General features: G+C 71.1%; 12 protein-coding genes. 2 read left to right on the forward strand and 10 right to left on the reverse strand.

The genetic code is table 11. The annotated features are described in order from the left end of the window. Positions 1 to 130: 130 nt before the first annotated feature. The 3 genes from LOK46_RS15050 to LOK46_RS15060 are packed head-to-tail and all read right to left on the reverse strand — an operon-like array spanning position 131 to position 2,615. The gene (locus LOK46_RS15050) at positions 131 to 865 is read right to left on the reverse strand and encodes an ABC transporter ATP-binding protein (RefSeq protein ID WP_273564508.1); all 735 of its coding nucleotides are present in this window, start codon (positions 863 to 865) and stop codon (positions 131 to 133) included. Continuing rightward, a complete protein-coding gene (locus tag LOK46_RS15055) occupies positions 846 to 1,583 on the reverse strand; it encodes an ABC transporter permease (RefSeq protein WP_273564509.1) in 738 nt (245 codons plus the stop codon). The genes LOK46_RS15050 and LOK46_RS15055 overlap by 20 nt, the downstream gene beginning before the upstream one ends. 51 nt (positions 1,584 to 1,634) lie before the next feature. Then, positions 1,635 to 2,615, reverse strand: a complete 981-nt coding sequence (locus tag LOK46_RS15060) for an ABC transporter substrate-binding protein (RefSeq protein WP_273564510.1) — start codon at positions 2,613 to 2,615, stop codon at positions 1,635 to 1,637. A gap of 186 nt (positions 2,616 to 2,801) precedes the next feature. Here LOK46_RS15060 and LOK46_RS15065 point away from each other — a divergent pair, with 186 nt between their 5' ends. Next, entirely contained in the window at positions 2,802 to 3,179 is a 378-nt protein-coding gene (locus LOK46_RS15065; protein WP_020092026.1) for a 4a-hydroxytetrahydrobiopterin dehydratase, read from the forward strand. A gap of 12 nt (positions 3,180 to 3,191) precedes the next feature. Here LOK46_RS15065 and LOK46_RS15070 read toward each other — a convergent pair whose 3' ends face one another. The 4 genes from LOK46_RS15070 to LOK46_RS15085 all read right to left on the reverse strand — a co-directional run bounded on the left by LOK46_RS15070 (position 3,192) and on the right by LOK46_RS15085 (position 8,841). Then, positions 3,192 to 3,413, reverse strand: coding sequence for a hypothetical protein (locus LOK46_RS15070; protein WP_273564511.1), 222 nt, complete (start codon positions 3,411 to 3,413; stop codon positions 3,192 to 3,194). A 178-nt stretch (positions 3,414 to 3,591) separates the two neighbouring features. Further along, positions 3,592 to 6,657 (reverse strand): efflux RND transporter permease subunit, encoded by a 3,066-nt coding sequence (locus tag LOK46_RS15075; RefSeq protein WP_273564512.1) that lies wholly within the window; start codon positions 6,655 to 6,657, stop codon positions 3,592 to 3,594. A 22-nt stretch (positions 6,658 to 6,679) separates the two neighbouring features. Continuing rightward, a complete protein-coding gene (locus LOK46_RS15080) occupies positions 6,680 to 7,783 on the reverse strand; it encodes an efflux RND transporter periplasmic adaptor subunit (protein ID WP_273564513.1) in 1,104 nt (367 codons plus the stop codon). Further along, the gene (locus tag LOK46_RS15085) at positions 7,780 to 8,841 is read right to left on the reverse strand and encodes an efflux RND transporter periplasmic adaptor subunit (protein ID WP_273564514.1); all 1,062 of its coding nucleotides are present in this window, start codon (positions 8,839 to 8,841) and stop codon (positions 7,780 to 7,782) included. The genes LOK46_RS15080 and LOK46_RS15085 overlap by 4 nt, the downstream gene beginning before the upstream one ends. Before the next feature lie 139 nt (positions 8,842 to 8,980). Here LOK46_RS15085 and LOK46_RS15090 point away from each other — a divergent pair, with 139 nt between their 5' ends. Then, positions 8,981 to 9,544 (forward strand): TetR/AcrR family transcriptional regulator, encoded by a 564-nt coding sequence (locus LOK46_RS15090; protein WP_273564515.1) that lies wholly within the window; start codon positions 8,981 to 8,983, stop codon positions 9,542 to 9,544. A 10-nt stretch (positions 9,545 to 9,554) separates the two neighbouring features. On the opposite strand, the gene LOK46_RS15095 is transcribed toward LOK46_RS15090, so the two are convergent. From LOK46_RS15095 to LOK46_RS15105, 3 genes are read right to left on the reverse strand one after another with little or no spacing between them, the layout of a single operon-like run. Beyond that, positions 9,555 to 10,619 carry a sensor histidine kinase gene (locus tag LOK46_RS15095; RefSeq protein WP_273564516.1) on the reverse strand — a complete coding sequence of 355 codons (1,065 nt, stop codon included), beginning with the start codon at positions 10,617 to 10,619 and terminating at the stop codon, positions 9,555 to 9,557. Further along, positions 10,616 to 11,068: a response regulator gene (locus LOK46_RS15100; protein WP_273564517.1), complete on the reverse strand. Its 453-nt coding sequence runs from the start codon at positions 11,066 to 11,068 to the stop codon at positions 10,616 to 10,618. Before LOK46_RS15100 ends, LOK46_RS15095 begins: the two co-directional genes overlap by 4 nt. Next, positions 11,065 to 12,948 carry an MHYT domain-containing protein gene (locus LOK46_RS15105; protein ID WP_273564518.1) on the reverse strand — a complete coding sequence of 628 codons (1,884 nt, stop codon included), beginning with the start codon at positions 12,946 to 12,948 and terminating at the stop codon, positions 11,065 to 11,067. The genes LOK46_RS15100 and LOK46_RS15105 overlap by 4 nt, the downstream gene beginning before the upstream one ends. Positions 12,949 to 13,290: the final 342 nt, after the last annotated feature.

The following is a 13,290-nucleotide window of genomic DNA, read 5'->3' on the forward strand; positions in this document are numbered from 1 at the left end:
AGGGTGGGTGCGGCATCGGACCGGCCGAGGTCGGGGCGGAAGACGGATGATCCTTCAGTGCCTGGCGGGCCCGGACCTCAGAGCCCGATCCGGACGCGGGGGACCGTCCGAACGGCCGGCGCAGCGCGGGTCACTGCGCGATGATCTCGGGATGCCGCGCGGCGAGGTTCGCCCGGGTCGTCTCGGCCCAGGCGCGGTCGCGGTCGCGGCGCGGCCGGTCGAGGCGCACGTCGGCGATGAGGCTCGCCGGGCGCCGCGAGACCAGCAGCAGGCGGTCGGCGATCCCGATCGCCTCGGCGACGTTGTGCGTCACCATCAGGACGCTCATGCCGGCCCGGTCCACCGTGTCCACCACGAGGCCGCGCAACTCGGCGGCGGCGGCGTCGTCGAGAGACACGAACGGCTCGTCGAGCACGAGGACGCGCGGCCCGTCGGCCAGCGCGCGCGCCAGCGCGACGCGCCGCTGCATGCCCAGCGACAGGGCCTTCGGGTAGCGCGTCCGCCACGCCGACAGGCCGAGCCGCGCGAACAGGTCGTCGAGGTCGCGGCGGCGCCGCGGCCGGGGGAGACCGAGGCGGACGTTGTGCTCGACGCTGCGCCAGGGCAGCAGCCGCGGCTCCTGGAACACGATGCCCGCGCGGTCCGCGCCGGAGACGCGGCCCTCGAAGGCCGTGTCGAGGCCGAGCAGGATCCGCAGGGTGGTGGTCTTCCCGGCGCCCGACGGCCCGATCAGGCAGACGATCTCCCCGGCGGCGACGCCGAAGGTCAGGTTGCGGACGGCTTCGACCGGCTCGGCCCGGGCGGGCCGGTACCATTTCGACGCGATCGCGACCTGGAGGACGGGCTCAGCGCCAGCGACGGACATAGGCTTCGAGCCGCTGCAGCAGGAGGACGTCGATGCCGATCATCACGGCCATGAAGACGAGGCTGTAGCCGATGATGGCCGCCACGTCGGTGCTCTGGACGAAGTAGTAGTTGATCGCGAAGCCGACCCCGTCCGGGCGCCCGAGCAGCTCCACCACGAGCACGATCTTCCAGGCGAGCGACAGGCCCGACCGCGCCGCCGTGACCATGTAGGGCTGGAGCTGCGGGATCAGGATGTCGAGGGCCCAGCTGCGCCGGTCGAGCCGGTAGGCGCGGGCCATCTCGTCGAGCCCGGGATCGAGGTTCCGCGCGCCCTCGCGCACGATCACCGCGACGTTCGGGAGCTTGTTGAGCACCACCGCCAGGATCGCGGCGGTCTCGGTGAGCCCCACCCAGACATAGGCCAGGACCGTGATCACCAGGGCCGGCGTGTTGAGGAGGACTAGCAGCGGCGTGTCGAGGTTGAGGTCGGCCGCCCTGGACCGTCCGAGCGCGACGCCGAGGATGACGCCGAGAACCATCGCCACGGTGAAGGAGATCGCCACGCGGAGCAGCGTCATGCCCACGTTGTGGGCGAGGTCGCCGCGTTCCGCCTCCTGAACGACGAAGCGCAGCACGGCCAGGGGTGCCGGCAGCAGGCGCGAGCCCGCTTCCAGCGCGGCGATCTGCCAGGCGGCGAGGAGCACGGCCAGGGACGCGAGGCGGGTCAGCGCGCCCATGCGGTCCCGTCGCTCGGGACGGCCGACGCGCGTGCCCGCCGGGCGGGCGTCTCAACCATTGCGGCCGGTGTAGTAGAGGTCCGGTGGAAGCGCGTCGCCCTTGCCGACGAGGCGGGCGCCGCCGAGCCGCGCCATCACCGCGTAGAGCTTCTCGGCGTCGGCGCGTTCCTCCGCGATGGAGCGGCGCGGAATGCCGGCCAGGAAATCGTGCTTCAGGGCCTCGAAGGTCGCCTCGTCCTCCGCCGCCATCAGCGGGCGCACGATCTGCCACGTGCTCGGATCGGAGGCGAGCATGTCCTTGGCGGCCCGCGAGGCCCGGGCGAAGGCCGCCACGGCCGCGGGCTTCTCCTTCACGGTGGCGTCCTGGAACAGGTAGCCGATCAGCGCCACGTCGCCGGGGACCCCGAGGGCGTGCATGATGTCCTCGGCCCCGACGAGCTGCCGGTACCCCTTGGCCTTCAGGCGGGCGCAATAGGTCCAGTAGGTCAGCGCCGCGTCGAGGGCGCCCTGCTCCAGCTTCAGCGTGATCAGCGGCGGCGCGCCGTAGGCGATCTCGGCGGCCTGCTCGAGGTCGATGCCGGCCGCGTCCTTGGCCTGTGCCCGGAGGAGCAGCCAGTTCTTGTCCAGGGGGCCGCCGGCCACCCCGAGGCGCTTGCCCGCGAGGTCCTTCAGGCTCCTCACCGGGCTGCCGCCCGGCACCATGACGCCGCCCTCGGAGGTCGAGTACGGGATGAAGCGCACCGCCTGACCGTCGTTGCCGAGGCGCGCGGCCCAGAGCAGGTCGCCGATGATCGTGTCGACCTGCCCGCCGATGAAGCTGATCCGGGCCGCGTCGTTTCCGGCGAGCTTGACCGCGTCGAGCTCGAAGCCGTTGGCCGTGTCGAGGCCGCGGGCCTTGATCACCGCCGCCTCCCAGGTGGACGTGCCGAAGGGCAAGCTCCCGAGGCGGATCGTCGGCACGTCGGCGCGCGCCGCCCGCAGGCCGAGGCCGCCGAGCAGGCCCCCGGCGAGCATCGCGCGCCGTGACAGCATCACGCCTTCTCCCATCGTATTGCGCAGTCTTCAGCGGCGGCAGACTGGAGTGCCGACCGTGCCGGACGCCATTGGCAAAAGGTCATAGGGCTCACGCCGGTTTCCGTCCACCGTGGCAAACACGCTTGCGCGCAACCGGCCGCGGCGGCACCCTCGGCCGCGACGGTTTCATCGGAGACGCGGATCATGAGCGAGCGACGCGAAGGTGCACTGGACGACGCGACCGTGGAGGCGCGGCTGAAGGCCGAGCTGCCCGCGTGGCGGCTGGAGGACGGGTGGATCCGGCGCACCTACAAGACGTCCGGCTGGAAGAGCACCCTGATGGTGATCAACACGGTCGGCCACCTCGCCGAGGCGGCGTGGCACCATCCGGACATCACGGCGTCCTACGCCTGGGTCGAGGTCCGGCTGATGAACCACGCGGCCAAGGGCATCACCGACAAGGACTTCGCCCTCGCCCGGAAGATCGAGGAGGTCGTGTCCTGGCAGCCGGGCCTCGAGGGACAGGGGCTCGAGGGAACCCCGACCGATCCGCGCTTCGCCTACATCAAGTACGAGAAATAGCGGCCGCCGGCGTCACCGCGGCTCCTTCACCCGGCGGCACTCCGTCTTCAGGTAGGCGGTCTTGCCGATCTCCTCGCGCAGCTCGGTGCGGGCGATGATCTCCTGCCACCCGGTGGCGCAGCCGAGTTCGTTGGCGACCCGGACCTTGCGCACTTCGAGCGCCTGGGCGTCCGTGCAGGCATCCTGGGTGATCCCGTTGGCACAGAGCAGGACGACGGCGATGAAGGCGTTCATGGGTCGGACGGTCCTCGTTTCCGTCGCACCCTACGCGCCAGAGCCCCGCCGGGTTTCCGGCGACGCGGCCCCGCCCGCGCGAAAGATCGTCACGGTCGGCCCGCCCTGAGGGGGCGGAGGGGCGGGCCGACCGTTTCTCGCAGCGCCCGCGGGCGCCGCGATCGCGTGAACCGGCCGATCAGCCGGCGTGCGCCGCCGGCGTGCCGCCCGCCTCCGGGCGGATGCGGTAGCAGCCGATGTAGAGGGCCGGCAGGAACAGGAGCGTCAGGAACGTCGCCGCCAGGATCCCGCCGATCATCGCGAAGGCCATGGGGCCCCAGAACACCTCGCGGGCGATGGGGATGAGGCCCAGGCTCGCCGCCGCGGCGGTCAGGAGGATGGGGCGCATGCGGTGGTGGGTCGCCTCGAACACCGCCTGCCAGGGCGCCATCCCCTCGTCCCGGAACTCCTCGATCTGGCTCACCAGGATCACCGCGTTGCGGATGATGATCCCGATGAGCGCCAGGATGCCCAGGATGGCGACGAAGCCCATCGGCTTGTCGAACAGGAGCAGTGCCGGCACGACGCCGATCAGGCCGAGCGGCGCGACCGCGAAGACGAGGAGCATCCGCCCGAAGCTCTGGAGCTGCATCATCAGCAGGAACGCCATGGCGAGCAGCATGACCGGGACGACCGCGGCGATCGGGCCCTGGCCCTTGGCGGATTCCTCGACGGCGCCGCCGGTCTGCACCGTGTAGCCCTCCGGGAGCGCCTTGATGAAGGCGTCGATGCCGGGCTGCAGGGCGGCCACGATGGTGGCCGGCTGGGTCGCGTCGTGGATGGTGGCGCGCACCGTCACGGTCGGCAGGCGGTCGCGGCGCCAGACGATCGGCTGCTCGAGGTCGTAGCCGATCCGCGCGAAGGCGAGCACCGGCACCACCGTGCCGTTGGCGAGGCCGACCTGCAGCGACTGCAGCGTGTCCAGGGAGGACCGCTCGGCCGCGCGGGCGCGACCGACGACGTTCACCAGGTAGATCGAGTCGCGGACCTGGGTGATCGCCTGCCCGCCCTCGATCCCGTTCAGGATGCCGGCGACGTCCTGGCTGGTGACGCCGAGCTGGCGCGCCTTGTCCTGGAGGATCTCGACCCGCAGGACCTTGCCGGGCTCGTTCCAGTCGAAGGTCGGCACGTCGAGGCGCTTGTCGGCCGCGACCACGTTGCCGAGGTCGAGCGAGAGGCGGCGCACCGTCTCCATGTTCGGGCCGCTGAGGCGGTACTGCACCGGCCGGCCCACGGGCGGCCCGAGGCTCAGGGGCTGCACCAGCACGTCGGTGCCGACGAAGTCGCGCAGGCCGATGGTCTGGAGACGCGCCATCACGCGGTCGCGGACCTCCAGCGACTTCGTGACGACGACGATCTGGCCGAAGAACGCGTTGGCGAGCTGCTGGTCGAGCGGGAGGTAGAAGCGCACCGCGCCCTCGCCGACGTAGGACGACCAGCTCGTCACGTCCGGATCGCCCTTCAGGTTCGCCTCGAACCGGTCCATCTGCGCCCGGGTCTCGGCGATGGTGGCGTTCTGCGGCAGGGTGAGGTCGACCAGCACCTCCGACCGGTCCGAGGACGGGAAGAACTGCTGCTGCACGTGGCCCATCCCGACGATGGCCGCCGCCATCAGCCCGAGGCAGGCCACCACCGTCGTCCAGTGCCAGCGCATGGCGATCCGGAGCGCCCAGACGAACAGGCGCGTGAAGATGCCCTGCTTCTCCGTGTGGTGCCTCATGGTCTTCGGCAGGAGCGTGACGCCGACGAGCGGCGCGAACAGGACCGCCACGACCCAGGAGACCAGCAGCGCGGCCGCGATCACGACGAACAGCGAGTAGGTGTACTCGCCGGCGCCGGAGCCGTTGAAGCCGATCGGCAGGAAGCCCGCCACGGTGACGAGGGTCCCGGTCAGCATGGGGAACGCCGTCGACGTGTACGCGAAGGTGGCGGCCTTCCGGAGCGTGTCGCCCCGCTCCAGGCGGGCCACCATCATCTCGACGGTGATCATGGCGTCGTCGACCAGGAGGCCCAGCGCGATGATCAGCGCGCCGAGGGAGATTCGCTGCAGGGTGACGTCCATGATCTGCATGACGACGAAGACGATCGCCAGCACGAGCGGGATCGACACCGAGACGACGAGGCCGGCCCGGACACCGAGGCTGACGAAGCTCACCGCCAGCACGATGATGACGGCCTCGACCAGCGCCTCGGTGAAGCCGCCGACCGCGTGCTCGACCTGCTTGGGCTGGTCCGACACGAGGTGGACACCGACGCCCACCGGCAGCGTCGCCTCGATCCGCCGCATGCGCTCCTTCAGCGCCTCGCCGAAATGCAGCAGGTTGGCGCCCGGACGCATCGCGATGGCGAGACCGATCGCGGGCTTGCCGTCCACCCGGAACAGCGGCGCGGGCGGGTCCTCGTAGCCGCGGCTGATCTCGGCGATGTCGGCGAGGCGGAAGAAGCGGTCATTGACCCGCAGGTTGAAGTCTTGGAGCGAGGCCTCGGAGGCGAAGGAGCCGCTGACCCGCAGCGAGATGCGCTCCGGTCCGGCCTGGACGACGCCCGACGCCGAGACCGCGTTCTGCGCCTGCAGGGCCTTGATCAGGGCCTGGAAATCGATGCCGTAACCCGCGAGCTTCCGGGTTGAGAAGTCGAGATAGATCGTCTCGTCCTGCGTGCCGATCAGCTGGGTCTTGCCGATGTTGGGCACCCGCAGAACCTCGGTGCGGATGCTCTCGACGTAGTCGCGCAGCTGCCGGTGCGTCAGGCCGTCGGCCGTGAAGGCGTAGATGTTGCCGTAGACGTCGCCGAACTCGTCGTTGAAGAACGGACCCTGCACGCCCTCCGGGAACTGGCCCTTGATGTCGCCGAGCCGCTTGCGGACCTGGTAGAAGGCCGGCTGGATCTCGTTCTTCTTGAGGGTGTCGCGGAACTGGACGAACACCGTCGACGATCCGGGCGTCGTGTAGCTGCGGACGTAGTCGAGGCCGTTGAGCTGCTGGAGCTCCTTCTCGACCCGGTCGGTGACCTGATCGAGGGTGTCCTTGATGGTCGCCCCCGGCCACGTGGTCTGCACCACCATGGTCTTGATGGTGAACGGCGGATCCTCCTCGCGGCCGAGGCGGGTATAGGCCATCAGGCCCGCGACCAGCGAGACCAGCATCAGGAACCAGACGAACGAGCGGTGCTCGAGCGCCCAGTCGGAAAGGTTGAAGTCCTTCACGCGAAAACCCCGTGCGGCCGGATCAGACGGCGCCGTCGGTCAGGCGCACGGCCTGGCCTTCCTTGAGGACGTGGACGCCCGCGACCACGACGCGCTCGCCCGCCTTCAGTCCGTCGACGACCGCGACGCGGCCGTCCTCCGCGGTGTCCCGCGCCGCGGCCACGGTGACGTCGCGGCGCGACACCGAATTCCCGTCGGGCGACACGACCCAGACGGAGCGGCGGCCGCCGTCATCGAGCAGCGCCGATGCGGGTAGCCGCACGGTGGGCGGGACCTTGCGCATGAGCGACACGTTGATGGTCGCGCCGAGCCGGAAGGCCGGGCCGGGATTGTCCAGGGTGATCCGGATGCGCTTGGACCGGGTCCCCGACTCGGCGAGCGGCGCGATCTCGCGGACGCGTCCGCGCGCCGTCAGCTCCGGCGCGCTCTGGAGCGCCACGGTGAACACGCCGTCCGCCGGCAGAGCCCCGGTATGGGTCTCGGGAATGTCGACCACCGCCTCGCGGACGTCCGGACGCGCCACGGTCACGACGCCCTGGCCGGCGCTGAGCACTTGGCCGACCTCGGCGAGGCGCTGGGTCACGACGCCGTCGAACTCGGCCTTCAGCTCGGTGTAGCCCATCTGGTCGCGGGCCTTCTGGAGGCTCGCCATCGCCTGATCCACCCGGGCCCGGGCGGTCTCGCGCTTGGCGACCGCCTGGTCGAGCGTCGCCTGCGAGACGGCGTTGCCGGACATCAGGCGCCGGGTCCGCGACTCGGCGGCCTCGGCGTTCTCGGCCTGCGCCTTCGCGTCGGCGAGATCGGCCTCGGCGCGGGTGAGGTCGAAGCGGGTCACGATGGTGTCGAGAGCGGCGAGGCGTTGGCCCCGGGTGACGAGGTCGCCGACCGTGACGTCCCGCGCCACCATGCGGCCGGGGATCTGGAAGCCGAGCTGCGCCTGATAGCGCGGCTCGATCGTGCCGGCGAACGGCCCGAACGTGATGGTGTCGCTCGGCACGACCAACTGCGTGAGCACCGGACGGACGGGAGCGGCCGCGGCGGCCTCGCCGCCCTCCTCGCCGTGACCGTTGCACCCGGCCAGCGCCGCCGCGACGAGTCCGAGGACGAGATACGCGCGCGCCGTCATGGCCGGTCTCCGATCTCGGCGGCCGCGACCGTCTGGCCGGGGCGCAGGAACTGGATGCCGGCGACGACCACGCGCTCGCCCGGATCGACGCCGCGCTTCAGCGCGATGATGTCGGGGCCGAAGCGGTCGATCTCGACCGCGCGCACCGAGACGGTCCTGCGGTCCGGATCGTAGATCCACACGGAGGGCTTCCCGTCGTAGCGGTAGAGCGCCGACCAGGGCAGGATCACGGATTCGTGCGGGGCGAAGCGCCCGCGGCCGACCACGACGGCGCCGAGCCCCATGGCGGCTGGCGTCGACCTGAGGCCGATCTTGACCCGCACCGTGCCGCTCGCGGCGTCCACCGTCGGCGAGATCTCCCGCACGGTCCCGATCGCGGTGACCGACGGGTCCGACTGGAGTGCCACCGCGATGGTGTCGCCGGCCGGCGGCTGGGCCAGCAGCGACTCGTAGACGTTGAAGACCGCGTCGCGGGGCCCGTCCTGCGCGACGACCAGCACGGTCTGGCCCGACTGGACCACTTGGCCGACCTCGAAGCTGCGGCTCGTCACCACGCCGGACACGCCCGCGCGCAGCTCCGTGTACGAGAACTGCTCCTGCGCGGTCCCCAACGCGGCCTTGGCCGAGTCGACCGCTGCCTGGGTGGTGCGCAGCTCCTGCTCGGCGTTGTCGTAGGTCGAGCGGGTGGTGAAGCCGCCGGCGAGGAGCTGCTTCTGACGCTCGTAGGACATCTTCGCCTGTGTCAGCAGCGCTTCGGCCGAAGCGAGCGCGGCCTTGGCGTTGTCGAGATTGGCCTGCTGCGTCAGGGGTTCGAGGACGGCGAGGACCTGATTGGCGGCGACGTGGTCGCCGACCTCGACGCGCCGCTCGGCCACCTTCCCGTTCGTCCGGAACGAGACGTTCACCTGCGCCTGGGCCTGGATATCGCCGGTCACCACGACATCGAGCGCCAGCGGCGTCCGGCGTGCCTGCACAACTCGCACCCGCGCGACGGCGGAATCGAGCGCCGTTTCCGGCTCGGCCCGGGCGTACCCGATCGACGCGAGCCCGGTTAACATCAGCAGAACGGATGTCGTTGGAAGGAAGGCGATGCGGTTCATGCGATCGACCGTGTCGGCGCGACTCGTGCGAATTGCGTGGCGCGTTCCTACGCCATCCGTTACATACCGTCCAGACGGTTTTTAATGCAGGTCCGTGATGCAGGTGAAGCGACAGCGACTGGCGGCGCGGCCCGAGATCATCCTGGAGGCGGCCGCGGCCGTTCTCCTGAAGGGGGGCGTCCGCGGGCTGACCATCGATGCGGTCGCGGTCGAGGCCGGGCTGAGCAAGGGCGGGGTCCTGCACCATTACGCGTCGAAGGACGCGCTGGTGGCGGCGCTGGTCGCCCGCAAGCTCGCGGACGTGCGCGCGGAGATCGATGCCTGCGCGCGGGAGATACCGGCCGGCCCGTCGCAGCTTCCCAGAGCGATGGTGGCGCATATCCGCGGGCACTATTGCGAGGACAACGAAGCCGCGCGCGCGCTGCTCCTGGCGTCGATGGAATCGCCTGAAGCGCAGAAGGACTTCCAGGCCTTCGTGGCGGATCAGCTGGACCAGCTCGGACGGATCGAGGGCGCTCCCCCGGGCGAGGGCTCGGTCCTGTATTTCGCCATCCTGGGCCTGTTCATGAGCCGGGCGCTGGGCTTCCAGCAACTCGACGAGGACGCCCTGGCGCCGATGCTCGACGCCCTCGACCGCATCGCCGGGCGCGCAGGCGGCTAGATCCCGACGCTCAGGCCTGGAACGCGAGGATCGCCCTGGTGCCGGGACAGCCGGGGGCGTACGACAGGGCCGAGCGCAGGTTCGACGCCATGGCGCGCACGATGCGCGACCCGAGCCCGGTGCCGCGGATCTCGCCCTCCCCGGTCCAGCCGATGCCGTCGTCCTCGACGGCGAGCAGCACGGTGTCGGCGGCGTCCCACTCGACCGCGACGCGGATCTCGCCCGACGTGCCGACCGGATAGGCGTACTTGTAGGCGTTGGTCACGAGTTCGGTCACGACCACGCCGACCGACACGGCCTTGTCGGTCGAGAGCCGCACCGGTGCGGCCCGGAGGCGGATCGCGTGGTCCCGCCCGCTCGCCCGCATGGCGGCCTGCAACTCCTCGACGAGGCTCTGCAGGTAGGCGTCGAGCTCGACGGATTCGACGTCGTCGGACGTGTAGAGGCGGCGGTGAATGCCGGCGATCGCCGAGATCCGGGCCTGCATCTCGTCCAGCGCCGCCTTGGCGGCCGGGTCCGTGACGGCGTTGCGCTGCATGTGCGCCAGGGCGGCGACGAGGGCCAGGGAGTTGGCCACGCGGTGGTTGACCTCGCGCAGCAGCAGCTCGGCGCGGTCGCGCGCCTCGCGCATCTCGGCCTCGGCCCGCTCCTTGTCGCGCCGCAGACTCTCCTGGCGGAGGGCGGTGGCGATGGCCTCGCCGAGCAGTTCCCGGAACTGGCCCTGGACGTCCTTCCAGACGTAGTCCACCGCCCCGGCCTTCAGGGCCGCCACCGCGACGCGGCTGTCCTCGGAGCCGGTCACGTAGATGACCGGCGGCGCCTCGGGCAGCGCGCGGATCTCCGGCAGCAGGTCAAGCCCCGTCTGTCCGGGCATGTGGTGGTCGAGGGCGACGGCGTCGATCCCGCCCTGCGCCAGCCGCGCCAGCCCCGCGGCGCCGTCGGGACAGAGCTCGACCGCGTAGCCGCGCGCCTCCAGGGCGCGCCGGACCAGGCGGCCGAGGCCGGGATCGTCGTCGATGTAGAGGATGCGTGCCGCCGCAGCGGTGCCGCCCACGCTGGCACGCCCGGCGTTCATGGGTTCTGCGGAACCTGCATGACCGAGAAGAACAGCCCGAGCTGGCGGATCGCGTTCGCGAAACCGTCATAGCTCACCGGCTTGGTGATGTAGACGTTGGCCCCGAGATCGTAGCAGCGCTGGATCTCGCGGCTGTCGTCCGTCGTGGTCAGCACCACCACCGGGGACCGCCGCGTGTGCGGGTTCGCCTTGACCTTCTCGAGGATGTCGAGGCCGGTCATGTCCGGCAGGTTGAGGTCGAGCAGGATCAGCAGGTGCCGTCGGGCGCTCGCCTCGCCGGAGCCGTCCGGGCCGAGCAGATATTCCAGCGCCGAAGTGCCGTTCCGGAACGGCACGATGTCGTTGTTGACGCCGGCGCGGCGGATGTTCCGCTCGATCAGGCGCGCATGTCCCTCGTCATCCTCGATCATCACGATGCTGACGGGATGCACGGGCGGCTCCACGCTCATTCGGCGGCGATGGGCGCCGGTTCAGGGTCTATCCGGACCGCTGTAACTGTCCCGTGCGGCAAGGTCACGTCGAACGTCGTGCCGACACCGAGTTCTGAACGGATCTCGATGCGGCCCCCGAACGAGCGCACCAGCGCCTTCACGTGGGCGAGGCCGATCCCCTCGCCCGGGCGATCCTGGGCGCCCGACCGGCGGAAGAGCTCGAAGACGCGGGCATGGTCCCGCGCGGCGATCCCCCGACCGTTGTCGGCGACGGAGAAGCAGACGCCGCGGTCGCCCACCGCCTTGGCGGTCACGGCGATGCGTCCAGGCCGGCTCGGGTCGAGGTATTTCACTGCGTTATCCAGCAGGTTGCCGAAGACCTGCTCGATCGCGAGCCGGTCGGCGACGATCTCCGGCAGGTCGCGGGCGATCGTCACCGTGGCCCCGACCGCCTCCGCCTGATGCCGCTGAGCGTCCGCCACGCCGCGGAGCAGGCTCGTCATGTCGAGGGTCTCGGGCGAGAACTGTCGCCGCCCTTCGCGGGAGAGCTTCAGGATGGCGGCGATCAACCCCTCCATCCGGTTCACCGCCGCCTTGATGAAGCCGAGCGCCTCGCCGAGATCGGCGTCGAGCCGCTCCGCCTCCGGATGCCCCCGCAGGGCCGCGGCGATCTCGGTCCGGGTCGCCTCCAGCTCGCTCGTGAATCCCATGACGTTGACCAGCGGTGCGCGCAGGTCGTGGCTGACGATGTAGGCGTAGCGCTGGATCTCCTCGTTGGATTCGCGCAGGTCGGCCTCGGCCTGGCGCTGCTCGGTGATGTCCGTGTGGACCCCGACCCACTCGCGGATCTCGCCCCGCGCGTCGAGGACCGGGATGGCGCGGATCGCGAAGTGTCGCCACGTCCCGTCGCGGGACCGGACCCGGTGCTCGTGGACGTAGGTGCGCCGCGCCCGGACGGTCGCGTTCCAGCTCTCGACGGAGGCCTCCATGTCGTCGGGATGCACCGCGTCGGCCCAGCCGTAGCCCTGATACTGGTCCCGCGTCTGACCGGTGATCGCGCTCCAGCCCGGCTGCTCGCCGAGCATCCGGCCCTCGGCATCGTTGGTCCAGAGCACGCCGCGCACCGCCTGCACGGCGGCCCGGAAGCGCGCCTCGCTCGCCAGGAGCTCGCGCTGCACGCGCTGCTGGTCCAGCGACGAGGCGAGCATCGCCAGGAACAGGATGAGGAACGTCGCGCCGGCGACGTAGAGGGCGAGGTTCTGCTGGCCGGGGATGCGGGTGACCGCGTGCGCGGCGTGGGCGCCGGCCGCCTCGGCGGTGATCGTCGCCGCGGCCATGCCGGTGTAGTGCATCCCCGCCACCGCGAGGCCCATGACGCAGGCCGCGGCGAACTTCTGCCAGACGCCGTGCTGCCGGAAGGAGAGCCACAGGGCCGCGGTCGCCGCGGTCACGGCGATCGCCACCGAGAGCGCGACCACCGCCGGGCTGTAGGCGAGATCGCCCGGGATCCGGAGCGCCGCCATGCCGGTGTAATGCATGCCGGCCACGCCCAGACCCATCAGGGGGCCGGCCACGAGAAGCCCGCCCGGCCCCTCGCCGACGCGCGCCACCCACAGGAAGGCGGTCCCGGTCACCGCGACGGCGATCGCGAGGGACATGAGGGTGAGGCCGATATCGTAGGCGGCCGGCATGCCCATCTCGAAGGCCAGCATGCCGACGAAGTGCATCGACCAGATGCCGCCGCCCATGGCGAGGGCGGCACCGGCGATCCACGGCCAGCGCGGTCCCGCGACGGGCCCGCGGATACGCGCCCCCAGGTCCAGCGCGGTGTAGGACGCGAAGACGGCGAGGCCGATCGACAGGGCGACCAGCGCCGGGTTGTAGCCAGTGTGGACCATCGACTGCGATCGACGCGTGGAGGGCACTCATCGCGCTGTATCCCGGGTGGATGGCGCGCGCCATCGCGATTCCGCGTCGGCCAAGTCCCCGAATACCGAGACCCGCCGACGAGGTCCGTTGCCCGACGCGGGAATGGGCGCGGAACGGCGACCGAGGCTCAGCATCCTGGCCCGCGCGCGACAGGTTCAGGCAAGCAGGATCGGCAACGATCCACCGTGAACCCGTCCCAGCGGAGATCAGCGAACGGGGTGCGCGCGAGCGGCCGGGCTAGGCGATGCTGTGATTTCAGCCCGAGCGCTTCGGCGGACAGGCGACGCTCGGCGTCCGCTGACGCCGTCGCG

The sequence above is a fragment of the Methylobacterium sp. NMS14P genome, assembly GCF_028583545.1.
GTDB lineage: Bacteria > Pseudomonadota > Alphaproteobacteria > Rhizobiales > Beijerinckiaceae > Methylobacterium.